This is a genomic window from Rhodococcus sp. PBTS 1 (genome assembly GCF_001620025.1).
Taxonomy (GTDB): domain Bacteria; phylum Actinomycetota; class Actinomycetes; order Mycobacteriales; family Mycobacteriaceae; genus Rhodococcoides; species Rhodococcoides kroppenstedtii.
In genome coordinates, this window is the sequence record NZ_CP015219.1 from 689,302 (window position 1) to 715,024 (window position 25,723).

The 25,723-nt window shown below is 64.2% G+C and carries 7 protein-coding genes; all 7 read left to right on the forward strand.

The genetic code is table 11. From position 1 onward, the window contains the following. Positions 1-94: 94 nt before the first annotated feature. The 7 genes from A3Q40_RS03160 to A3Q40_RS19665 all read left to right on the forward strand — a co-directional run bounded on the left by A3Q40_RS03160 (position 95) and on the right by A3Q40_RS19665 (position 25,615). Positions 95-2,986 carry a helicase-related protein gene (locus tag A3Q40_RS03160; RefSeq protein ID WP_082833722.1) on the forward strand — a complete coding sequence of 964 codons (2,892 nt, stop codon included), beginning with the start codon at positions 95-97 and terminating at the stop codon, positions 2,984-2,986. After that, positions 2,986-7,746 (forward strand): Eco57I restriction-modification methylase domain-containing protein, encoded by a 4,761-nt coding sequence (locus tag A3Q40_RS03165; protein WP_068099761.1) that lies wholly within the window; start codon positions 2,986-2,988, stop codon positions 7,744-7,746. The genes A3Q40_RS03160 and A3Q40_RS03165 overlap by 1 nt, the downstream gene beginning before the upstream one ends. Beyond that, positions 7,746-14,156, forward strand: coding sequence for a DEAD/DEAH box helicase (locus tag A3Q40_RS03170; protein ID WP_068099762.1), 6,411 nt, complete (start codon positions 7,746-7,748; stop codon positions 14,154-14,156). The genes A3Q40_RS03165 and A3Q40_RS03170 overlap by 1 nt, the downstream gene beginning before the upstream one ends. A gap of 44 nt (positions 14,157-14,200) precedes the next feature. Further along, positions 14,201-16,372: a UvrD-helicase domain-containing protein gene (locus A3Q40_RS03175; protein WP_235606411.1), complete on the forward strand. Its 2,172-nt coding sequence runs from the start codon at positions 14,201-14,203 to the stop codon at positions 16,370-16,372. Between the two features lie 167 nt (positions 16,373-16,539). After that, positions 16,540-21,324, forward strand: coding sequence for a DEAD/DEAH box helicase (locus A3Q40_RS03180; protein WP_068099764.1), 4,785 nt, complete (start codon positions 16,540-16,542; stop codon positions 21,322-21,324). Between the two features lie 55 nt (positions 21,325-21,379). Then, positions 21,380-23,023 (forward strand): hypothetical protein, encoded by a 1,644-nt coding sequence (locus A3Q40_RS20720; RefSeq protein ID WP_235606413.1) that lies wholly within the window; start codon positions 21,380-21,382, stop codon positions 23,021-23,023. A gap of 588 nt (positions 23,024-23,611) precedes the next feature. Continuing rightward, positions 23,612-25,615: a DUF262 domain-containing protein gene (locus A3Q40_RS19665; protein WP_162269838.1), complete on the forward strand. Its 2,004-nt coding sequence runs from the start codon at positions 23,612-23,614 to the stop codon at positions 25,613-25,615. Positions 25,616-25,723 lie beyond the last annotated feature (108 nt).

Below are 25,723 nucleotides of genomic sequence, written 5' to 3' on the forward strand. Positions count from 1 at the left end.
GAACGGTCATCCCGGATGCGCGTGGCCGTTACGGTGATCGGGTGGGTGCGGGGCTTCCGCGCCGAGAACGGCGACGTGATGACAGGATCGGTGTGTGACAGCGAGCGTTGACGGTTCCACCACTCCTTTCACCGCGGCCCCCGGGTCGATCGTCGAGGTGCGAGACGAAGAATGGCTGGTGACGAGAGTCGAGCCGGCCTCCGACGGGTTCATCGTGGACGTCATCGGTCTGAGTGAACTGGTTCGCGACACGTCGGCGCGGTTCGCGACGGGTCTGGACGACATCGTTGAGGTCGCGCCGACCGACGTCACGGTGGTCGCCGATACGTCGGAGAAGTTTCGGCGGTCGCGCGTGTGGCTCGATGCGATGGTGCGCAAGACACCTGTCCCCATCTCCGAGCCCGCGTTGACCACGGCGCATCGTGGTGTGGCGCGCCCACTGGCGTACCAGCACAAGGCTGTTCGGCAGGCCCTGAACCCCGACAAGCTGAGGCCGCGCATCCTGTTGGCCGACGCTGTGGGCCTGGGGAAGACGCTGGAAATCGGCATGATCCTCTCGGAGCTGGCCCGACGCGGCCGCGGCGACCGCATCCTTGTGGTCACCCCGAAGCACGTTCTCGAGCAGATGCAGATGGAACTATGGACGCGCTTCGCGCTGCCGTTCGTCCGGCTGGATTCGGCAGGCATTCAGCGCATCCGCCAAATACTCCCCGCGACCCGCAATCCCTTCACGTACTACAAGCGGGTCATCATTTCCATCGACACGCTGAAGAGCGATCGTTACCTGGAACATCTTCGCTCCCAGGACTGGGATGCAGTGGTCATCGACGAGTCGCACAACGTCACCAACACGGCGGCCCAGAACAATCGGTTGGCTCGCCTGCTGGCGTCGCGCACCGATGCCCTCATCCTCGCGTCCGCGACGCCCCACAACGGGCGCGCGGAGTCGTTCGCGGAATTGGTCCGCATGCTGGACCCGAGCGCGGTGTCTCCCACGGGTGAACTGGATCTGACCCAGGTCGAGAAGCTCGTGATCCGACGTCATCGTCACCACCCCGATGTCGCCGCCGAGGTGGGGTCCGATTGGGCGGAGCGCATGAAGCCGCGCAACATCACGGTGCCGGCGACGCCGAACGAAGACGCTGTCGCGCGAGAGCTCGAGGACGTGTGGCTCTGGCCGGGTGAAGGCGGGTCACCGTCGTCGAACCGGTCGCGGTTGTTCCCGTGGGTGCTCGCCAAGGCGTTTCTGTCCTCCCCGGAAGCATTCCGGCAGTCGGTGGGGCAACGGCGCCGGAACGTCGACACCACCGACCCGTCCGCCACGCGAGAAGCGGCGGCCCTGGATTCCCTTCTCGAGTTGACCGAGCACCACACGGTGCGCACCTCGTCGAAGTATCAGGCGCTGCTCAAGCACTTGCGCGAGATCGGAGTATCCGCATCGTCGAGCACACGAGTGGTCGTGTTCGCCGAGCGGGTGGCGACGCTGAATGCGCTGCAGGCGGCACTGGCGGTCGACTTGTCGATGACGACGTCGAACGGTGACGACATCGGTCAGGTCGCGGTGCTCCACGGCGGTCTCAGCGATGTCGATCAGCAGCGGATCGTGGGGGCCTTCAAGCTGGCCTCGTCGCCCGTGCGGGTGCTCGTCACGGGTGACGTCGCGTCGGAAGGCGTCAATCTTCATTCACAGTGCCACCACCTGGTGCATTTCGACATCCCGTGGAGCCTCATTCGCATCGAGCAACGCAACGGTCGCATCGATCGGTTCGGACAACGCGAACGGCCGCAGATCGTGACCCTGCTGCTGACACCGTCGACGCCGCATTTCGCGGGCGACCTGCGGGTGCTGACCCGTCTGGTGGAGCGGGAGCACGAGGCCCACCGAGCACTGGGCGAATCATCCTCTCTCATGGGCCGATACGACGTGAAGGCCGAGGAGGAGGAGATCCGACGGGTCCTGGCCGGCGAGATCGCACTCGAGGACGCAGTGAAGACGGTCGGCGCGGTCACGCAGGGTGGCGGCATCGACGGTCTCCTTGCGCAATTGGCGGCCGGTGCCGCGAGGACCGATGTCGACTCGGCGACGCGACCGGACGAAGCGACGGACGGGACATCGGGGCTCTTCGACCGCGACGTGGACTTTCTGTCGTCCGCCCTCGAACAGGTGTTGTCGACCCCCGGCAAGCCACCGCCGAACGGGGTGTCCTGGGACATGCAGTCGGTGACCGTGGCGAGCCTGGTGCCCCCGACCGACCTGACGCAGCGCCTCCGGGTGCTGCCACAGTCCTACCTGCGGGCGCGCCGAGTGGACGAGAAGTTTCGGTTGGCGCTCACCGCAGCCAAGGCCGAGGACGAATTGCTGGCAGCGCGCTCCGGTACGTCGACGTCGGACTGGCCGGAAGCTCATTACCTCGCGCCACTGCACCCGGTTCTCGAGTGGGCCGCCGACCGCGTGCTGGCCGAACTCGGTCGGCGGAGCATCTATGCCGTCCGCGGTGACGTTCCCTGGGTGACCGTGGTCGTGCAGAGCACGCTGACCAACAACCGAGGTCAAGTGGTGGGAGCGTCGTGGTACACGGTCGGCTTCGGTGACACGACGATGCTGGATGCCGCCATGACGGCACCGCACCCCACGTTCTCGGATGTCGTCGCAGCGATAGGCCTGTCACAGATCAATGCGGGCGACCTCGGTGATGTGTCGGTTCTGCAGCCTGTGGTGGCCGCGGCAGTGAGGGCTGCAGACGCGGCGGCGGAACTACAGTCGCAGGCCATCCGGGACGACACACGAGCCCGTGTGGACGAGTGGGTGACGCGCATGGATGACTGGGAGGCGAAGCGTCGAGGCGTCCGGACCGTCGGCGACCTCGTGGCACGCACCACGGCTGTCTCGCGTGAGAAAGAAACGGCGCTCAGTATGAATCCGGATAGACGACTGGTGCGCCCGCTGATGGTCGTCCTCCCCAACGTCGACGGGACACCCGCCTGATGAGTTCTGCAACAGACGCATTCGTCCTCGGCGAGGAGTTCGTCAGCGAGCACTACTTCACCACGGACGCGACATCGCAGTCATTTCATGCTCGCGTTCTCGGCATGCGCAAGGAGTGGGACGCGCAGCGTGCGGAGGGTCACGCCACGCCTCGGACACGATTCTCCGATCACCGGGGGGCGTTGCTACGCACGATGTTGCAGCTCGGGGAGAACTCGGACGCGTCGATCCTCGACGGGTTGTACGGCGATCTGCTGGATGTTCTCGGTTACACCGGTGCCGGTTCGGGTCGGTTCGAGATCGATCGCGTCGGATCGACGATCGATGACCCCGGGCCCGTGCGGACGGTCACCTCACGCGGTCTCACCGGCCCCGCACCCTTGGCGATCATCGAAGCAGCGCCGAATCTGACCGTCGAGCAACTGCTGTCGCGCGACGAGAAGACCCTGCTGTCGACGTTCCGGCCGGATCCGGAGGGGTCGGACTCGTTCGAATCGGTGGCACGGGTGCTGTCGCGGTTGTTCACCGACGAGGACGGACCCCGGTTCGCCTTGGTGCTCGCGGGTTCGCTGGCCCTGCTGACCGAACGTGGTCGCTGGCCCGAAGGCCGCTACCTCGTCGTGGACCTACGACTGGTTGCCGAGCGTGCCGACGACAAGCGAGGTGGCGAAACCGACCGCGCGCTTGCCAGTCTGTCCGCGGACACCCTCGCCCCGAACGCCGAGGGCGACGTGTGGTGGGCGTCGGTCATCGACGAGTCGGCCAAGCACACGGTCGGGGTGTCGAAAGACCTCCGCGAGGGTGTGCGACTGTCCATCGAGATCATTGCCAACGATGTGGTGAAGCGTCGCGCCGACGCCGAACTCCCGGCATTGACGTCGGATCAGGCGCGGGAACTCGGAAGCCAGTCGCTCCGCCTGCTCTATCGCGTCCTCTTCCTTCTCTACGCGGAGGCCAAGCCCGAGCTGGGCGTGCTCCCGGTGGGCGATCCGACCTACTCGGCCGGATACAGCCTCGACCGGCTTCGCGAACTGCTACTCGTCGACCTGGTAACACCGCGGTCGGAGAGCGGAACCCACCTGTTCGATTCGCTCGGCCTGTTGTGCCGGCGGGTCGACCAGGGGTACGACGGTCGCGGCGAGGGGCCGAGCGCTGCGGAGGGTCTGGTGTTCCGTCGTCTCGAGGCAGACCTGTTCTCGCCCCGGGCCGTTGCGCTGATCGACGAGGTGCGGTTGAGCAACCTCGCGATGCAGCGCGTCCTGCGACACCTGTTGCTCAGCAAGGAGTCGAAAGGTCGAGACCGCGGGTTCATCTCGTACGCAGAACTTGGCATCAACCAGCTCGGCGCGGTCTACGAGGGGTTGATGAGTTACACCGGATTTCTCGCGGAGGAACCTCTGTACGAGGTGGCGAAGAACGGTGACCCGTCCAAGGGGACGTGGGTGGTGCCCGAGCGCCGCATCGAAGGAGTGGCGGCTGCGGACTACGTGCGCACTGTCGACGGGAGGACCGGTGAATCGGTGCCCGTCCGTCACGAGACGGGCACGTTCGTCTTCCGGTTGGCGGGGCGTGAACGTCAGCAGTCGGCGTCGTACTACACGCCCGAGGTACTCACCCGATTCACGGTGGGGCAGGCTCTCGCCGAGCTCCTCGATCAGAACGGTGAAACCACCTCCGCTGCCGACATTCTGCGGCTGACAGTGTGTGAGCCTGCTCTGGGTTCCGGTGCCTTCGCGATCGAGGCCGTACGTCAACTCGCCCGCGAATACCTGACGCGGAGTGAGAAGGAACGCGGCGAAAAGATCGATCCCGAGCGGTACCCCATCGAGTTGCAGAAGGTGAAGGCGTCGATCGCCCTCCACCAGGTCTACGGGGTCGACCTCAACGCGACGGCCGTGGAATTTGCCGAAATTTCGCTGTGGCTCGACTTGATGGTGCGTGATCTCGAAGCGCCGTGGTTCGGTTTGCGGCTGCGCCGGGGGAACTCCTTGATCGGTGCTCGCCGTTCGCTCATCCCGGGGGCAGAGCTGCGAGCGCGGGGATGGTTGGACGCCACCCCGGTCGACGTCCGCCTGGACGAGGTCGCGCCGGGCCATCCACTGAGTGCTCCCAAGAACGGCATCCACCACTTCCTCGTGCCGACGAGTGGATGGGGATCGACCACCGCGGCGAAAGACGCGAAGGACCTTGCGCCGACGCAGCTCGCTCGGGTTATCGAGTGGAGAAAATCGCTCCGGCCGTCGCTCACCGCGGCGCAGCTGTCGGCGCTGGCCGGTCTCGCAGCGCGGGTGGAAACGTTGTGGCTCCTGGCCACGCGGCGCTTCGAGATTGCGGAGGCGCAGGTCGCGCGAAACCTCGATCTGTGGGGTGCAGAACCCCGTGCCACGGACCGCGGCGCCGTGGTCACGAGGTCGGAGATCGAGGCGAGTCTCGCCGACCAGGACGGCGCTTATCGACGACTCCGACGCGTCATGGACGCGTGGTGCGCTCTGTGGTTCTGGCCGCTGGTCGACGGAGATGTCAGGGTCGACGGCAAGATCGTTGCGCCGCCCACGACGGCGGAGTGGATCGCCACCCTGACCGACCTTCTCGGCAGCCCGATCAACCGGACTGCCCGTGAGAAGCGAGACGGTCAGCTGGACCTGTTCGACATCCGCAGTTGGAATGATCTCGAGACCGCGGAGGGTTTCGACCGCACCTTGTCCGGCGCGAAGGCGATGCAGGACGTCAAGAAGTACCACCCCTGGCTCATCGTGGCCGAGCGCATCGCCGACAGGCAGGGGTTCTTCCACTGGGAACTCGACTTCGCTTCTGTCTTTCGGCGCGGCGGTTTCGACCTGCAGGTGGGAAACCCGCCGTGGGTCCGTCCGCGATCCGACGTCGACGCGTTGCTGTCCGAGGGCGATCCGTGGTTCTCGCTTGCGACCAAAAGTACCCAGGCCGAGTACAAGTCACGTCGCGCGGCCGTGCTGGAGGAGCCAGGTGTCCGAGACCTCGCCGTGTCGGGCACATCCGAGGTCGCTGCCGTCGCGGCATTCGTCGGTGATCGTCGGCAGTACCCCCACCTGGAAGGCCTGCAGCCCGATCTTTACCGCTGTTTCATGGAACGCACATGGCAGCATCGAACCGCAGCCGGTGTGGTCACTCTCGTGCATCCCGAATCGCACTTCACCGACGAGAAGGCCGGTGCCCTGCGCCAGGCCACGTACGAGCGGCTCAGGCGGCATTGGCACTTCGTCAATGAGCTCGTGCTGTACGAGATTGATCATCACAACTCCTACGGCATCCACGTCTACGGCGACGTCGGCCCGATTCGGTTCAAGTCGGCGTCCTCGGTGTATCACCCCGACACCATCGAACGGTCCCTGGTCCATGACGGCAGCGGAGCCGAGCCGGGCCTCAAGGATCCCGACGGAAACTGGGATCTTCGGCCGCACGCGGGTCGCATCATCACCGTTGATGACGAGATGTTGGAGTCGTGGAAGAGCGTCCTCGAGGACGACGAAGTCCCGGCCCGCCGAAGCCGCATGGTCTACACCGTCAACTCTGCGTCGGCTGCGGTACTCGAAAAGCTCGCCGCCGCGCCGCGTCTGGGGGACCTCGGGCTGCTGTTCTCCGCCGGCTGGCATGAGAAAAATGATCGAACCAAGGGCTTCCTCGACGCCGGGTGGGGTGTGCCCGATTCTTGGGATGACGTCATCCTGCAGGGCCCGCACATCCACGTGGGCAATCCCGCGTACAAGACGCCCAACCCCACCATGCGGAACAACCAGGACTGGTCGCCGGTCGACCTGGAGGCCCTCCCGCCCAACTGGATTCCCGCCACGTCCTACAAGCCTGCGGGCGACCGGGCCCGCTACGACGCGGCCTACACCACCTGGGAGGTGCCCGACGAAAACGGTGTTCTCCGTACCGTCCGGGCGCGGGAATGCTATCGAATCGTTTGGCGTGCGATGGCGGCCAACACGGGTGAGCGGACACTAATACCCGCCTTAGCGCCACCGGGTGCAACTCACGTGGACGGGGTATTCTCGGCATCGGTTGCCGGACAATCGCTTATTGGCCTGGCTGTAGCGTTGGGTTCCATGTCCTCGCTTATCTCCGATTTTGCAATCAGGTCGGCGCCCAAGAAGCATATTCGTGCTAATACGGCTGTGAGGCTTCCGTATTTAGCTGAGAGTGCCTTACAAGCGGCGGTCGCTCGACGAGTAGCTTCGCTTGTTTGCGTGACGGAACGGTTCTCGTCATTTTGGAGTGCGATCTCTCATAAAGCTGGTCTCGATGACCATTGGGCCCTTGCCTCATCATGGGAGCCCGTGGTGTCGAGGGTGATGCCAGCAGCGAACTGGGATCCCCGGGAATTTCTTCGTCTGAGTTCTGCGCGCCGCCGCGCGCTGGTCGAGATAGACGCTCTGGTGGCGCTGGGCCTCGGCCTCACCGCCGACGAGTTGTGCACCATCTACCGCACGCAGTTCCCGGTGCTGTACGGCTACGACCGCAAGACCTACCTATACGACGCCAACGGACGTCTGGTGCCTCAGTCCGTGCTCGTCGAGTGGCGGAGGAAAGGCGACCGATTGACGGTCGACCAGCGGACGGCGACGAATGCGTCAGGCAACACCTACGTGTACGAGCTGCCCTTCCAGTTCCTCGACCGTGAGAAGGATATGCGCGAGGCCTACGCCGAATTCGAACGCCGCTTCGGCATCGTCGGCGGGACCCCGCCGGAGCGGAGCACCACCGACATCGGGGCGCACTGATGGCGGAGTTGCTGCCTCTGGCGCAAGCAGATCGGATCGCGGCGAGTCTGATCGACTACCTCGGGACGACGTTCGCATTGTCCGACCCGGATGCGCGGCGCGCGCTCGACGACTTCCTGTCGGACGCGGAGCACGGAATGTTCCGAGGACCCTATGTGCGGCTGCGTCTTCCGTTCCGCCCGGCGGCGGACGGGTGGCGTGATCACCTGGAGTGGTACGAGGGCTTCACGCCGTACGGGCACCAGGCCGCCGCCTTCGAGCGGCTCAGCTCCCGCCGTCCCGACGGGAAAGACGTGCGGCCGCAACCGACGCTCGTCACCACGGGCACCGGTTCCGGCAAGACGGAAGCGTTTTCGTACCCGATTCTCGACCACGTGCAGCGCGCCAAGAGGCGAGGCGTCACCGGCACGAAGGCCATCGTTCTGTACCCGATGAACGCCCTGGCCAACGACCAGGCCGGCAGGCTCGCGCGGCTGATCGCGTCGAGTCCCGCTCTCGCCGGCGTGACCGCCGCCCTCTACACGGGCGAGAGCGGTGAGAAGCGGACGATCGTCACGGCGGACGGTCTCATCACCGACCGTGAGGTCATTCGTAGCGTCGCCCCGGACATCCTCCTCACCAACTACAAGATGCTCGACCAACTACTGCTCCGCAGCGCGGACGCGGGACTGTGGAAGCAGAGCGCCGACAGCCTGCAATACCTCGTCCTCGACGAGTTCCATACCTACGACGGCGCGCAAGGCACCGATGTGTCCATGCTGCTGCGTCGCCTGGGCATGACGCTTCGAGCCAACCGCGCGAACGCTGTTGTCACGACCGGATCGGGCCCGCTGGGCACGGTCACCCCTGTCGCAACCTCGGCCACGCTGGGCGATGGTGGCGATCCGACTGCCATGCTGGACTTCGCCGAGACCGTCTTCGGCGAAGCGTTCGGCCCAGACTGCGTCGTGACGGAGTCCCGCCTTAGCATCGACGAGTGGTCCCGACTGGGTGACGTCACCGCCGGCCACCCACCCATGACCCGAGCTTCCATCGACGACAGCTTGGTGTTCGCGCTTGCCGAGGCCGCCGAGGGTGACGGCCCCGCGGACGTCACCTCCCGCGTCTGCGCCGCCCTGTCGGGACCGGGGCGATCCAGCGCGGACGGCGCAACACCACTCGACATCGTCCGCTCCCACCCGCTGATAGCACGACTCGTCGCCTCGACGACGAACGCGACGGCTCTCGACGAGCTTGTCGACTCGGGGGTCTTCGAGCCCACTGCCCTCGAGGGCTCGACCGAGCTTCGGTCGCCCGTCGATCCGGTCACCCGTGGACCGGACGGGAACGATCGTCGCCGTCGACGCTTGGCCCTCGGCGCTGTGATCACGGCCCTCAGCCACATCCGCGCGGACGGACCCAACCGCGATGCCGTCTCCGTCGACGTGCACCTCTGGGTCCGCGAACTCACCCGACTCGACCGAGCCGTAGCCGGCGCGCCGTCCTTCGTGTGGAGCGACGACGGAGTCGCGGTCGACCCGCTCGACGGCGAATCGGACGCGCCGCCGACACTTCCCGCCGTGTACTGCCGGCTGTGCAACCGGTCGGGATGGGGCGTCGTCCTGGCGCCGACCGGCGCCGACCTCGACGGCGACGAAACGACCATCCGTCGTCGTCGGGCCGCCAATGACGATCGCTTCCGCGCTTTGATCCACGCCCCTGCGGAGGGCGACCTCCCGCTCGAATCGGTCAGCGCAGAAGCAGCAGCCGACGCCCCCGGTGACGCACGGGTGGGATGGCTCGTGATTGCCGAGCGACGTATCGTCACTCAGCGACCCGATGACGCCACCATCGCCGAGGGTGGGGCCGTACCGGTGCTCGTCGACCTCGGTGCGGACGCGGGCACGAACTCCGTACGCGACGTCTGTCCGTCGTGCGGCCAGAGGGACGGCATCCGGTTTCTCGGTTCTGCGATCGCCACGATGCTGTCCGTCTCGCTGTCGACGATGTTCGGTACCCCCGATCTCGACTCGGCGGAGAAGCGCGCCCTCGTCTTCACCGACAGCGTCCAAGACGCCGCGCACCGGGCCGGCTTCGTTCAAGCTCGATCACGGTCGCTCACACTCCGGGCGCTCATCCGGCAGTCGATCCCGGGGTCGGGCATCGATCTCGAATCCCTGTCGCAGAGCATGATCACCGACGCCGGAGACGACAAGCACGCCCGGTACCGACTGCTGCCGCCGGATCTGGCGGATCGACCCGAGTTCTCGACGTTCTGGAGCCGGCCGCGGCTCCATCAGGTGGGGGACTCCCGTGCCCGCGTGGCGAAACGGCTTCTGCTCGACCTGTCCCTCGAGTTCGGCCTCCGGTCGACCGTCGGACGCACCCTGAGCCGAACCGGTACGGCCGTGGCCGAAGTCGCCGTCCCGGTGGCCGCGTTGCGCACTGTCGGCCGCGCGGCAACGGAATCGGCCGGCATCCAGCTGGCGTTCGGTGATGCCGCCTCGGACGAGCAGGTCGTCCGTTGGGTTCGTGGAGTGCTCGAGCACATGCGGCTGCGCGGGGCCATTGCCCACGTCTGGTTCGACAAATTCCGCTTCGAGGACGGCTCGCGTTGGCGGGTGACCGGGGGGCGCCCGCGCAGTGAGGGCATGCCCGCCTTCGGCCGCGGAAACTCCGCACCCGGTTTTCCCTTGATCGGGACTCCGAGCAAGTCGGATTCCGACCTCGAACCGGTGGCGTCCCAGCGGGGATGGCACGCGCAGTGGGCCGCGAAGAACCTCGGACTGACGCGTGCCGAAGGTGCCGTGGCGGCCAGGACGGTGATGGAACGCCTCGCGCGCGACGGGTGGATCGGGGAGTCGGCGACCGAAAGCGGCAACAGGACGTTCGCACTCGCACCCAGCGCCGTCGTCGTGTTCCCTCTGTCGGACAGTGCGATCGCGACGCCCTCGGCCTCGCTGGTGTGTTCGCTGTGCGGGGACGTCACAGTCCTGGGTCGAACGGCCACGGAGCAACTCGCCCACGGGCCGTGTTTCCTCGATCGATGCGTCGGCACGATGCAACCGCACGCGATCGCCGACAACTTCTACCGAGACATGTATCGCGACAACGATGTTCGACGCGTTGTCGCCCGCGAGCACACGTCGTTGCTCGACGACGAAACCCGGTTGACCTACGAATCGGAGTTCAAGTCGCGTGACCCGGAGCCCGATGCACCGAACGTGCTTGTCGCGACACCCACGCTCGAGATGGGTATCGACATCGGTGACCTTTCGGCCGTCATGTTGTCGTCACTCCCGCGATCTGTGGCGTCCTACGTCCAGCGCGTGGGGCGTGCCGGGCGTCTCACCGGTAACGCCGTGGCGCTGGCGTTCGTGACGGGACGGGGCGATCAGCTGCCTCGGTTCAGCAGACCGACCACCACCATCAACGGAGCAGTCCGGCCACCCGCAACATACCTGGACGCAGAGGAGATACTCCGGCGACAGTTCGTGGCGTCGGTGGCCGACCGGTCGGCACGCCGCTCCGATCGCGTCCACCCACGAAGCATCTCGGAGGCGCTCGCCGCGACCGGCCCGGACTCGTACCTCGGACAGCTCATCGCGGATGCCGAGACCAACGGGGACGCGTTCGTCGCGGAATTCCTGTCCGGCTTCTCGGGGCTCGATGCGCAGGTGACGGAGCGCCTCGAGGCGTTCCCCCGCCCCGTCGATGGCCCCGGGACCAGCGACCTGGCCAAGCGGTGCCACCGGGCGTCCGCCGAGTGGAAGCACCGCGTCGAGACGCTCGTGCACCGCAGCGCCGCCATTCAGGCGAGCCTCCCCGAACTCGGCGCGAAGGCTCGGTCCAGTGCAGCCACCGAGGACGACAAGGCCGCCGACCGTACTGCCCGTGTCGCGGTCGGATTGGTGGCCAAGCAACTCGCGTCCCTACGGTCGCAGTACTGGATCAGCGCGCTCGAGACGTTCGGCCTTTTGCCGAACTACACCTTGCTCGACGACTCGGTCACGCTTGCAGTCGCCGTCCATTGGATCGATCCGACGTCGGCGGACTGGCGCCAGACGGACTTCGAACTGACGCGTTCGTCTGCTCAGGCATTGCGTGACTTCGCCCCCGGTTCGACGTTCTACGCAGGGGGTTACGCGATCGACATCGACGCCGTCGACCTCGGTATCGACAACGACGCCGTCCGAACGTGGACGTGTTGCCCTGCATGCGGATACGTCGCGGAGCCCGCCGCCGGTCCTACCGCGCCGAGCTCGTGCCCTCGCTGCGGCACAGCGGCACTCGCCGACACAGGCCAGTCGTTGGCGGTCGTCGAACTGACCAATGTGTCCGCCGTCATTCGCCGGGACGAGGCGGCCATCGACGACGCTAGAGACGAGCGGCAACGAACTCCGTTCACGATCGTGACCGCCGCGGACATCGACCCGACGCGTTTCGTCACACGATGGTTCGTCGAGTCGCTCGGATTCGGCGTCACCCACCGACGCGACATGACCATCCGGTGGATCAACACCGGAGGTAGCCGCGTGGGTGGGTCGACGCGGCAACTGGCGGGTCACGACGTCGAAGCCACCATGTTCAGAGTGTGCTCGGAGTGCGGGAAGCTCGATACCGACACGCGGCGCAACCACCCCCAGGAGCATCGGCCGTGGTGCTCCCTCCGCAAGGCGCCCACCGAGTCGACCGTGTCCATCGCCCTGGCACGCTCGCTGACCACGGAGGGGCTGGTGTTGCGTCTTCCCGCGTCGGTGACCTGGGGTGACGCGTTCGCCATTCCCTCACTCTCGTCCGCGCTTCTGGTCGGTCTCCGCGAGCGCATCGGCGGCGACCCCGACCACCTTCAGGTGGTCGTCGTGCACGACCCGACGTCATCGGGGACCACGGTGCCGAGCCTTCTCGTCCACGATGTCGTACCGGGGGGCACGGGATACCTCGCCGATCTCGCGACACCGGAGAACATCTGGGACGTCCTGGCTCGTGCCTATCGGGTGGTGGCAACGTGCCCCTGTGCAGGTGATGGCAAACTCGCCTGCGACAAATGCCTTCTCCCCTTCGCCGCGCCGGCCGAGGTGCGGTACACCTCTCGGAGTGCCGCCCAGCGACACCTGCGGACGATTCTGACCGGGCAGGAAACGCCGACCGACGACGGCGACCTGCCGACAGCGATGACCTGGACGGTCGTGGACGACGAGCCCGTCGACGACGATCCGGAATCCGCACTGGAGCGACGCTTCAGGGCCGAGTTCACCCGTCGTGTCGAGGCGCTGGGGGCACACGTCACACAAGCTCCGTCGGATCGCGGCATCGTCCTCGGCATCGCGCTCGGTCCCACGAACCGGTGGACGATGCGGCCCCAGGAGAACATCCTGGGCTCGAAACCGGATTTCCTGCTGACCTCGGTCAACCCGGGCGTTCCGCCCACGGCCATCTTCACCGACGGGCGCCGGTGGCATGCCACACCGGCGCACAACCGTCTAGCGGACGATGCCGAGAAGCGCCGAAACCTGCGCGACGGCGGCTATCAGGTGGTGGCGGTGACCCATCACGATCTGCTCGGAACACCGGTCGACAGCGCGGCGCTCGGACGCGAGCACGTCCCGAGCGTGCTCGGCTTCGCCGGCGACGGTCTCGCGAAAAGTTCGCTCGACCTCGTCTTCGGCACAGCTCTCGACCTCCTCGTCGCGTGGGTTCAGGCACCCACGGCTGTTCCCCGGCAGTCCCTCGCTCACTTCCTCCCCGTTTTGGCCCTCCCTGTCCTGGCGGCGTCCGGTGCGCGGACAGGCGGAGCACGTGTGGAGTTGCTGGCGCTCGCCGCGCTCGATGGGGCGACGACGCACGTGGAGAACTCCGACACCGTGGTCTGGAGGTCGTCGACCGTTGCAGTTGCCGTGCGTGTTCCGTCGTCGGGATTCCATGACTGCGAGATCGCAGTCGTGCTTGACGACGCCGACGAGGCGTTGGGCGACAACGCCGCCGATGCGTGGCGCGAATGGCTGCTGTGGTCGAACCTCCTCCAGCTCCGGCAGCGACCGGCCGTGCTCACCACTCGTCGCCATCTGGAGTCCGCGTCGATGAGCGTGGCAGCGCCGACTCCCCCCGCGGCCCCGTCCACGGGGGTTGGGGACGGAGCGGTGAGTCTGCCCGCGGACTGGCAGTCCGTGTTCGACGAGGTGACCGACGCAGTCAAGGGTGTCGTCGTTCGACTCGCGGATGCGGGTTTGCCCGCTCCCGTGGTCGGCGAAGAGGTGGACGGTCTTCCTGTCGAGCTGTCGTGGCCGGCCGTGCGGGTCGTCTGCGATGTCGAACTGACCGACTCCGACCGCGTGAGTTTGCAGACTGCAGGCTGGACCGTATGCGCGCCCGACCGTGAGTCTGCGCTTGCCGCACTCGATCTCGATTCGTTCAGGAACAGGGGAAGCTAGTGCCGCAAATCGTGCTGGGCGACATCAACAATATCGACGGGAGCGTGCAGAGGAAGGTATTCGCCTTTCTGCAGAAGTTGATGCAGTCCCATGAACGGTCGGGCTTGCACATCGAGCCGATGGTCGGCTCGGCCGACTCCCGCGCCCGAACCGGCCGTGTCGACAGTTTCTGGCGCGCCGTCCTGTTCGAGATCACCGATCCGGACCGGGATCGCATTTTCGTGTTCGTTGGTGCGTACCCGCATGACGAGGCGATCGAGATCGCGCGCACCCGTCGTTTGACGATCAATCCCCGCAACGGCGTCGCCGAGCTCTCCCACGCCCCTGCCGCGGTGGCGAATCCTGTTCCGCCCGCGGCCGTTCGCGAGGCTCCCGCCAGTGAGGATCCGCGCACCCTGCGAGCTCGGGGTTTCACCCTCGACGATCTCACCGACATCGGAATGGATGCGGACTTCGCCGGCGGCGCACTGGATGTGGGCGACGAGGACCAGGTCATTGCGTACGCGCAGACCGCGCCCGCCACCTGGCAGGGCGAAGCGTTCATGGACCTGGCCACTGGCACCGGTCTGTCCACCGTCCGGGAGCGCTACGCACTCCGCGACGAGGTACCCACCGAGGGAACCGATGACGAGCAGCTGATCGCGGCTCTGAAGCACCCGGCCGCACGAATGCAATTCGCGTTCGTGGACGACAACGAAGAACTGCGAGCAGCGATCGAAGCTGCGGACTTCGCGGCCTGGCGGGTCTTCCTGCATCCGGAACAGCGCAAGTGGGTGGAGAAGGACCAGGCCGGAGGATCGTTCCGATTGACAGGGGGTGCGGGAACCGGCAAGACCGTCGTTCTCGTTCACCGGGCGCGTCATCTGATGAAGCAGAGCCCGACAGCACGCGTGGTGCTGACGACGTTCAACCGGACGCTCGCCGACAGCCTGACGGAGCAGCTTCGCCTTCTCGACCCGACTCTCGCTTTGGCGTCGGATGTCGGGGAGCCCGGCGTCTTCGTGGCCAGCGTCGACAGCATCGCCGCCCGCTTGCTCCACCGCCATCGGTCCAGTCTCGACAGCACCGCAGACCAGGTCGGACCGGTGGGCCGCGTTCTGGGTCCGCGGACTTCGGAGGTGTTCGGCCGTCGAGTCGATGATGCGTGGAAGAACGCCATCGCGGTGGGCGGGGCCGCGCTCCCGCCGGACCTGGCCGTCCCGTCCTTCTTCGAGACCGAGTACAGCATGGTGGTGTTACCCCAGCGCATTCGCGAGCGTGACGAGTACCTCCGAGTACGCCGGGGAGGCCGAGGAGTCGCGCTGAATCGTGCCCGTCGCAACGCCGTGTGGGATGTCGTCGAAAGCTACCGGGCTGCTGCCGCAGCCGCCGGCAGCGCGGATTTCGAAGAGAAAGCCGCCATCGCCGCCGAAGTCCTCACCAGCGAGGGCCGCAGCGTCGCCGATCACGTTCTCGTGGACGAGGCACAGGATCTGACCTCGACGCGGTTCCAATTGTTGCGTGCTCTGGTCGAGCCCGGACCCAACGATCTCTTCCTCGCCGAGGACGCGCATCAGCGAATCTACGGGCAGAAGATCGTGCTTAAGAACGTCGGAATCGCCATCGTCGGTCGCTCGCGCCGTCTCACACTCAATTACCGCACCACGCAACAGAACCTGCACTACGCTCTCGCCGTCCTGAGCGGGGACGACTTCGTCGACCTCGACGGCGAGCCCGAGAACGCCACCGGATACCGATCCGCCCGAACGGGCCCGTCGCCGTCGATGATTCGCGCAAGTAGCGTGACGGACCTCTACGACAAGCTCGCCGAACAGATCGACGAATGGGGTGGCGGGAAGACGTCGTCCATCGGATTGCTCACGCCTGCGAACAAGGAGGCATCGACGCTGCCACGAGTTCTCGGAGAGCGCGGCATCACGGCGACGTTCGTCGACAATGCGGGCACAGCTGCGTCGACCGGTGTCCAGACGATGACGATGTACCGAGCCAAAGGCATGGAATTCGCGGACGTGATCCTGGTCGGCGCCAGCGCCGCCTCGATGCCGCGCGACTACGTCATCGCGCAATTGCCCGAGGGCGACCGAGAAGACGCAGTGCAACGAGAACGGTCACTCGTCTACGTCGCGGCTACCCGTGCGCGCGACAGACTTGCGCTCATGTGGGTGGGTGAGCCGAGCAGCCTGGTACCAATGCCGGATCCGGACAGTACGTCGTGACGGTGTGCCGCACGTCGAGGCACAGGCGCAATACTTTTCGTGGGATGAGGATTCGATACGAATTGCCGGAATCGCGCCTCGGCGGGCACATCGCCTAGTAGACATGGAGGTACGCCAGGAGCGGACGGTGTCGGGGTCGTCTTTCCTTCATTTCGGGAGGTTGCCTCGTGTCCGACACGCCGACGAGCGAAGTGCTCGCCACCGTGGCTCGACTGTCGGAGTTGGCGTTGGGGACGTACGCCTACAACCCCGGTCGCGTCGAAGAGGACGCCAACGGGGAGCGCCGCATCCACCAAGGGGGCTACGGCGACAGGCAAGTCTTCGAGTTGGTGCAGAACGCCGCCGATGAGCTACGTGGCCCCGAACATTCCGGTGGTCGCATCCAGGTAGTGCTCACGGACACTGCCTTGTACTGCGCCAACGAAGGGGCGCCGATCACCGCGGACGGCGCGGACACCATTCTGCGAATGGGCGTGTCGAAGAAGCGGTCGGGGCAGATCGGCCGATTCGGTGTCGGAATCAAGTCGGTGCTGTCCATCAGCACTGCACCCCAATTCTTCAGCACCAGCGGCTCGTTCGGTTTCGACGCGCAGTGGTCTCGAGTCGAGATCGACCGCGCTGTGAGGGACGGACAACAGAAACGCGGTGAACCTACCGTGGGCATCGCCGGCGACACACCGGTGTTGCGTCTGGCGCGGCCGCTGGACTGGGCGCGCGAGTGTGCCGCTGATGCCGTGTTGTCCGACCTGTCGAAGTGGGCAGCCACCGTGGTCCGACTACCTCTCCGGGAGAATACGGCGGATGCGCTCGCCGGAGACATCGACCGGTCGGCTACCCCGTCCAGTTCCAATCGAGAGTTTCCGCACCTCTTTCTCCTGTTTTCCCCACACGTCGGGCACGTGGTCCTCGAGGACCGCCGGCTCATGCCGGTACTGCGCCGCACCATGCGCAGCGAGGTGCGCGCCGACGGTGAGGTCGTCATTCACCAGACGCGGACCGGGGACCGAGCCTTCGAAGAGGCCCACCGCGTGTTCGTCCGTGCACACGAGGTGTCGGACAGAGTCCGTGCGCAGGCCGGTGAGCTTCACGACCGCGCCACCATCGATGTCTCGTGGGCGGTGCCGTGTTACCTGATCGACAAGTCGACCGGCCGTGACATCTACACGGTTCCGGTGGGACGGGGCACGTTCTGGTCCTATTTCCCGACCAAGTACCCGACCACCCTCAGCGGGGTTGTGAACGCGGCGTGGAAGACCAACGAGGACCGGCAGAACCTGCTGGACAGCAGTGAGCTCAACCGCGAATTACTCTCGGTTACCGCAGAACTCGTGGTGGCGTCGCTCGTCGCCCTCTCGCCTGCCGACGATCCCGCCGCATATCTGCAGCTGCTACCAGGACGAACGCAGGAGTCGCCCAACTGGGCCTGTAAGGAATTGACAGGTGCTGTCTGGAAGTTGATGGTCGATTCCCCGTCACTACCGGATCAGAACGGCACGTTGCGGCGCCCATCCGAACTGCGAATTCGGCCCGAAGGACTGCCCTACTCCGCTCTTGAGATGTGGTCGAAATGCGAGGACGCGCCGGTCGACTGGCTTCACCCGAGCGTGGACTCGACGAAGCTGCGTCGAGGAAAGCTGTCCCATGTCCTCGACGCCGGTCCGAATCGTCAGTCGGAGACAGTGACGACGTGGTTGGAAGCGCTGGTGACCAGCCGATCCGCAGAATCGTCGCGTGCTGCCTTGGGCCTGCTCGCGCACCTGCTCACCAGCGGGGCGCTGGACGACAAGCAGAAGGCCGCGGCACTACAAGCCCGGATAGTCATGGTGGAGGGCGGCGCTTTCGTGTCGGCGACGCCCGGCCAGGTCTATCGGCGATCGTCCAACGACGGGCTTATCGACGACCTCGTCTACGTCCACGGTTTGCTGTTCAGCGACAGGGCCACCGCCCAACTGTTGGAAAGCCTGGGCATTCGAGAGGCCGATGCCGAAGGACGGTTCAAGGGCGTTCTTGATCAGGGTTTCGAGGACTACACGCCGGAATCCTGGCAACGGTTCTGGGAGCTGTTGCGCTCGTCCGGCGGGGCCGCGCAGACTTCGTTGATTCAACGAACGGTGCCGCAATACGCGTCGACACTGCGGTTGCGGACAGTTCGCGGACTGTGGGTGACGTTGGAGAACGCGTTCCTCCCTGGCCCCGTCGTTCCTGCCGACGGTTCGCGCGACTCCGGGACAGCCGTCGACACTACTTTCCATTCCGACGACTTGTCCGTGCTCAGGGCGCTCGGCGTGTCCGACAGGCCGGACAAGAGCAGCAAGCCCCTCCACGACAAGTGGTTCATCGAATATCAGACAGCCATGTACGAGGACTACTGCGCTGCGCTTTCTCGCACGGACCGTAGAGTGAACTTCGGAACGCTCAAATACGACGGAGCGCCGATGGCGGGGAAATTGGACTTGTTCGTTCGTCTCAGCGCCGAAGGGCGCGCTCGGTTCCTTGAGACGTTGAGCGTGGATGACGTTCCGAGATCGTGGACACGGCAGGTCGGCAATCAGACCAGTACCAGAGTTCACATTCCCTCGCCGGTTTGTTGGCTCATCCGAGACCGCGGCACGGTGCGGACGTCGCAGGGCGTCAAAGCGGTTGCCGAGGTTGTGGGTCCTCAGCTGAGCGAATTCGCGGACTATCTGCCTGTCGCGCAGATTTCGAGCCCGTTGGCGGTACGACTCGAGATCCCGGGGGCAATTGCCGATGTGCCGGCTGCCATGTGGGCCGATCTCCTGCGTGCCCTGGAACGGAGCGAGGACGACGCGTTCGTCGGCCGTACCTATGCGCTACTGATTCGCGTGGCGCCCGACATCGTGAACGCAGCGGTCAGCGTTCGATGCCGTGTCGGCGGGGTCTGGGAGATGCGTCCTGACAATGAGGTCGCGGTCGCGCGTACCCGCGGCGACTACGACGAGTTGGTACGCGAGAAGCATCCCGCCCTGCTCGTCGATCGGCCCGAGGACCAAACGCAAGCGGACTACATGGTCGCCGAATGGGGGATGTACGAGAAAGCTGATGTCATCGCACGTGAGCTGCGGCATGTCCCGGTAGGCCCGTCGGTGGACGTGCTGTCCGCACATCCGTCGCTTCGAGCCCGCTTCGCCGGCCACGTGAGCGGATACGAGCTCCAGCGATGCCAGCAGATCGAGGAAGTCTTTCGCACACCGAACGGCACGAGTGCCGAAGCCCTGCACAGTGCCTGCGACGGGTCGACGATTCTGGTTCCGGAGGGCCTGGATGCGCTCGCGGAATTGATGGTCGTGGACTACGAGTTGGGTCTCGACCTCGGACGTTCCGGATGTGAGCGCGTCATCTCGGAGCACCACCGACAAATGGCCGATCGCGAGGTCCGAGGCCGCATCGACAGCGTGCGCCAGGCCGACTCCATCACCACGAAGCTGGCGCGCCTCGTCGGCCGTACCGAGCTGTTACGAGGCTTGCCCCCGGGACTCAACGACCAGGGGGTGGAGGCGCTGGATGACGTGTCCGCAGAACGCGCAGCAGAGATGGCGTACAACTCGTACGACGATCGTGTGCTGCGCGAATACCTGGCTGTCATTCGATCCGTCATTCCCGATGCGCCCCAACGGCTGGACGGCAGCCACGCCGCACTCCGATTCGTCACCCGAATGGGGTTCCCCGACACCTTCGGTGGAACTCGAGTCAAGGCCCCGCCCGCACGGATAGCGGTCGCGGGCCCGACCGACTACCCCGCTCTGCACTCCTACCAGGAAGCCATCGCGGAGCGTTTCGTCAACCTGCTGCAGGAGCGCCCCGCGGGACGAGCGATGCTGAGCCTGCCCACCGGCGCCGGCAAGACACGCGTGGCCGCCGAAGGCGTCATCCGCTGGGTCAGGCAGAACGGGGCCCCACGGGGACCGATCGTGTGGATAGCGCAGACCGCTGAACTCTGTGAGCAAGCGGTGCAGTCCTGGAAGTTCGTGTGGGAGAAGGTGGGGGCCGACGAGGATCTCGTGATCGATCGACTCTGGTCGTCCAACAGTGCGACTCCGACTGCGGGCCGGAACCAGCTCGTCGTCGCGACCGATGCAAAACTTGCGTCGTGCCTGGATGCAGAGGAGTACGAATGGCTGCGTGCCGCATCGCTGGTCATCGTCGACGAAGCGCACGTCGCGATCTCGAAGGAATACACGAGAATCCTGGATCTGTTCGGCTTGACCCACCGAACGACGAGTAGGCCGCTGATCGGACTGACGGCGACGCCCTTCAGGAACGACACCGAGCTGACGCGCCGATTGGTGCAGCGCTTCGGTGACCGACGACTCGACAAGGGACTCCTGGGCGACGATCCGATCGAGGCGTTGCAGGACATGGGGGTTCTGTCGCGCGTCGAACATCGCCAGATGAAGGGGACACGCATGTCGTTGCACCCCGACGAACTTCGCCAAGCGGAGCAGATGAACGGGATGTTGCCGCGAAGCGCTGAGCAGCGACTGGCGCGTGACGAGGCGAGGAACTCGGATCTGCTCAACGAGATCGCGGCGTTGGACCCGAGTTGGCCGGTACTCGTGTTCGCCACGTCGGTCGATCACGCCAAGGTCCTTGCCGCCCGTCTCAACGAGCGCAGAATTCGGTCCGTCGCGATCGACTCCGGTACCAGCGCGGCCGACCGACGCCAGAGCATCGAGAAGTTCCGACGTGGCGATGTACGCGTGATCACGAACTACGGCGTGCTGTCGCAGGGTTTCGACGCGCCGGCCACCCGAGTCGTCATCGTGGCCCGACCGGTGTACAGCGCCAACATCTACCAGCAGATGGTCGGGCGGGGGCTTCGAGGTATTCGCAACGGGGGTAAGGACACCTGCCTCATCCTCGACGTGGCCGACAACATCACCAACTTCGATCAGAAGCTGGCGTTCACGAAGTTCGAGCACCTGTGGGGCTGAGGGCTGCCCGGGCCGGCAGCCGACGGGCCGACACGACGAGGAGAGGATCGCTGCGTTGACATCAAAAACCAAGAGCTTCTTCGTTCTGTGGAATGGAAGCGACGACACGATGCCACGGGACGAGCGGAAGTCGCTCATCGACGCCACCGCGAACGGCCTCGTGGAACCCGGCAGCTGGAGTTTCGGCAGAGGTTACGGAGACCCCGAGCGCGGCGATCGTGTCTACCTTCTCCGGACGGGTAACGATCGTGGCCTCATCGGCAGTGCCACCATCGTGGAAGACGGTGTCTACGAGGATCACCACTGGTCGGGAGAGGGCGTGGCGTACTACGTCGAGCTGCTCTGGGATGTGATGCTCGACGACGAAGACCGCATCCCCACCGACGTCCTCGACGTGGCACTGCCCGAACACCACTTTCCCGTGCTGGGTTCCGGAACGAGGATCAAAGAACCATCGGCGTCCGACCTCGCCGAGCTGTGGGAACAGCACCTGTCCGACCTGTCACGCAGGACCGGCAATCCATGGATGGGTGGCCGACCCACCACGGCCGAGCGACGGTCGGGGCCGATTCCGCTTCAACGAAGTCATGTACGTCATTACGATGTGACCGGCTTCGCCGGCGGTTCTGCTGCCCGTGCGGAAGCCGAAGCGGTAGAACGGCTCGCGGAGTTCCTGAGACACAGTGGTTCCGAGCTGAGTGGCTACCGAATGGTGCCGGGGCCGGGCCTCGCCCCACTTCTGGCGGACTTGTACGACAGGACGAACAACGTCCTTTACGAAGCCAAGGCGTCCTCCTCGCGTGAGGCCGTGAGAATGGCCCTCGGTCAACTGATGGATTACCGACGTTTCGTCATCGAGGATCCCGAACTGGCTGTACTGCTTCCCGATCGACCGAGCGCTGACCTTGTCGAGCTCCTCGCGGAGCATCGAGTGCGGTGCGTCGTACCTACGTCGTCGGGCACATTCGAGGACGTCGAGCCCGCGCCATCGACCGATGAGGGTCGGCTGGTCGCGGCATGTAGGAACCTGGGCGATCCTGCTCACTGGTTCCGGCCTTTGCGTTACCGAGATGGTCTTGCGTTGGCCATCATCGACTCGATTCAGTCGACCGGTGCGCACTACACCAGCGTGCGGAACGTGCTCGACCGGTATCGCGCCGTGCGCGGCGAGGCTGCAGCTACCGATGGCACCGAAAAACTCCTCGAGACGTTCGATGCTGCAGGAGGCGCTGACCAGTGGGCGACGACCATCGGAAACCGGAAGCCGGCGTCCACACGGGCGGGTGCGTCATTGAAGGCGACTGTCATCGAGCAGGTCGCACGCGCGCTCACGGCGGTGGGTGTGCGGACCGCGGAAGACCTCCGAGACGCGGTGGCGGACAGGGGGGACGGGGGTGAGCGATATGCGCGAGTCAAGAACGCATGGACGTCCGTAGAGGCTCAGTCGTCCGGAATCACCTGGAACTACGCTCTGATGCTGATCGGGATTCCGGGCGTCAAGGCGGATCGGATGGTGTTGAAGTTTGTCAGCGACGCACTCGGCCGCACCGTGACGGCGACCGAGGCAGCCGCGCTTGTCTCGGGGGCGGCGTCGTCGATGGGCGTCGACGTAATCGACTTGGACCACGCGATGTGGCGCTTCGCGTCCGGTCGTCTCGTCGAGAATTTCACGGAACCGGGGGAACCTAATCGGGCTTGACAATGAGACGCCCTGGTTGCAGCGTGACTCGGAACGCGGAAGTTGCCTGACGTGCTTGGGCGGCTCCGTTATAGCTCGGATCGCTCATGAACCGGCCATTCCCCGAACAAGGACCGGTAGCTCATGACAGTCTCGTCACGTGACCGATCACATGCGGCAACGTCGATGGTGCGCCAACCTGGCTTGGAGGGATTCGGTCGAACAGTGTTTGCGGTAAGGTACCGATGAGGCAAAGCGTTTCCGACACGGACCGCCGAGGGGACGTTGTCGAAGAAGTCGCCGCGGCGAGGGCAGCGATACCTGCGAACGTCGAGATCACGGCACCAGGTCATCCGGGTGGCGATCGGCCGGCATGGCCGTTTCGCGGCGAACGCACGTACACGAGGCTGTCTAGGAGGACTCTGTAAGAGCGCTCGAACCGACACCTTGGGACTAGCCCCGGGGCGCTAGCGTTCTGTAAATGGGCCACGTGGCCCCTCTACCGTCGTGACCCGCCCGTGCGAGAAAACCGGCAAACACCACGAATAGCACGTATCGATGTGTCTAAAAAACAGGCTTGGAATTTATTTGCACGAAAGGACAGTTCTCGTGAAGGCAAATCCATCTTATTTACTGGATTCACTATCCAACAACGACGTAACCTTTTACATTCCTCCGTATCAGCGCAACTATGAATGGTCAATGGATAATTGCCGAGTGCTCTTAGCCGACGTCGTCAAAGTAGCGTCCGCCAATAGCGCCAAACGAAACACCGAGCATTTCTTCGGGAGTATTGTTTATGTGGTTGAGGAGGTCGGGTTCGGAATACCTGCTAAATATGTGCTTACCGACGGGCAACAACGGATCACCACGACCATGCTGTTGCTGATGGCGCTGCGAGATTGTATCGACGATACAAACTATAAGGCCGAAATCCAGCGCCGCTATTTAGAAAACGATCGAGCCGACAATAGTGTCGAGTACAAGATCAAGCTCAAGCAGGTGGAAACTGACTGGGAGGCGTACAAGCTGCTCGTTCTCGGACGAGACGTCCCGGAAGGTTCCAAAAATTCTTCTGTTTTCCAAAATTACACATTTTTTAAAAAAGCGTTGGAAAGCGTCGGTGATTCTGAACGGAAGAGTCTCTTAGAGAAGGGGTTGATGAAGTTCAGTATCATCGCTATACAGCTGGAGCCTGACCGCAATCCCTGGGAGAATCCCCAGGAAATCTTTGAATCAATGAATTCGCTTGGAAAGCCCCTTTCCCTTGCGGACCTAGTCCGAAACTATCTGCTAATGGGCAAGAATACCTCGCAGCAGTCTGTTTTATACAACGACTACTGGCTGGCGCTTGAGAATCAATTGCCTGGGAAATTGTCCGAATTTATTCGAGACTGGATGCAGGCAGATCAGCATCGAAGCTTCAAGGTTGCGCGTGAAGCAAACTACAAAGAGCTATACGGCGCTTTTAAGGAGATCGCACGAGAGCGAAATGCGGAGGTGTTATTTCAGAGCTTCGTGGAATTTGCGCACCCGTATTCGGTGGTGTGCGGCCTTCAGGAATCCGGTGTGAAGGAAATCGACAAACTTATCTCGGATTTGAATGTAATTGGCATCGCGCCCGCTTACTCGTACATAGCTCAGCTGTTACTCCGATGGGATGCTGGCCGATTGTCGAGCCCTGACCTGGCAGCCGTTCTTACCGGCATACGGACTTATCTCCTTCGGCGGCGAGTTCTCGGAATAACGCAAGCCGAAAATAAATTCTACCCGGTTCTTGGTAAGCGTTTGGGAGAACTTGCCGATTCTGAGGACAAGACTGCGACGCTCTTCGCTCAATTATCTTCTCAAGAGTACGCCCTCAGGCTACCCAATGACGATGAAATGATCTCGCGTCTCCGAACGCTGAACTTCTACAATTTGGGCCGTTCCCGAAATTACCCCAGGCTGTTGCTCTGCATGGCTGAGGAGCACCTTACGAAATCGCGGCCTTCCTGGGATGATCCAGTACTGCAGCTAGAGCATATAATGCCGCAGAAATTAAATGAGGCATGGCGCACTATGCTCGGCAATGACGCCGAGCGGGTGCACCAAGAATTTGTTAACAATGTGGGCAATATCACCCTCATCCGGCACAATCAGGAATTGGGCAACAAAGCGTTTAGTGAAAAGATTGCTGTTTACGCCAGTCGGTCGGGCCTTCAAGTGGCTCAGAACATGATTTTAGATCGTAAAACATGGGATGAGGAAGCAATACTCCGAAGACAAGATTTTATCATCGACATGATAGTCTCGCGCCTGCTAGAGGTGCCCTCTTCATTCAGGCGTGCGAGCAATTGGAGCAAAGATGAACGCGACGCAGGCGTCTTCGATCAACGGGCTACGCTGAACCCTCTCATCGGCGAAACTATTGAGTTCATAGAAAACGCAAGTATCACAGCGGAGGTGATCAGCGACACCAAGGTCCAATTCGAGGGTGGTGAATGGGCACTAGGGCCCCTCACCAAGATGCTGAAACAGCGTGGCGGCGCTCACGTCAGTAGGTCAAGTAATTTTCACGGTGCATCGTATTGGAGCTGGGATGGAGTTAAACTCGTGGACCTCGAAATCTAAATTCGGGGAGCGCAGCGATTGACTCATTGGTTCGGGAGGAACGCACTGCCCCGCCGCAGCTCAAGTTGATCCTTCGTTCTCCGCTGTAAACCCCAGCAGAAGTCTCGA

Coding starts and splice junctions, on each gene's coding strand:
- A3Q40_RS03165 (WP_068099761.1), top strand. CDS start 2,986: ATGAGTTCTGCAACAGACGCATTCGTCCTCGGCGAGGAGTTCGTCAGC.
- A3Q40_RS03170 (WP_068099762.1), top strand. CDS start 7,746: ATGGCGGAGTTGCTGCCTCTGGCGCAAGCAGATCGGATCGCGGCGAGT.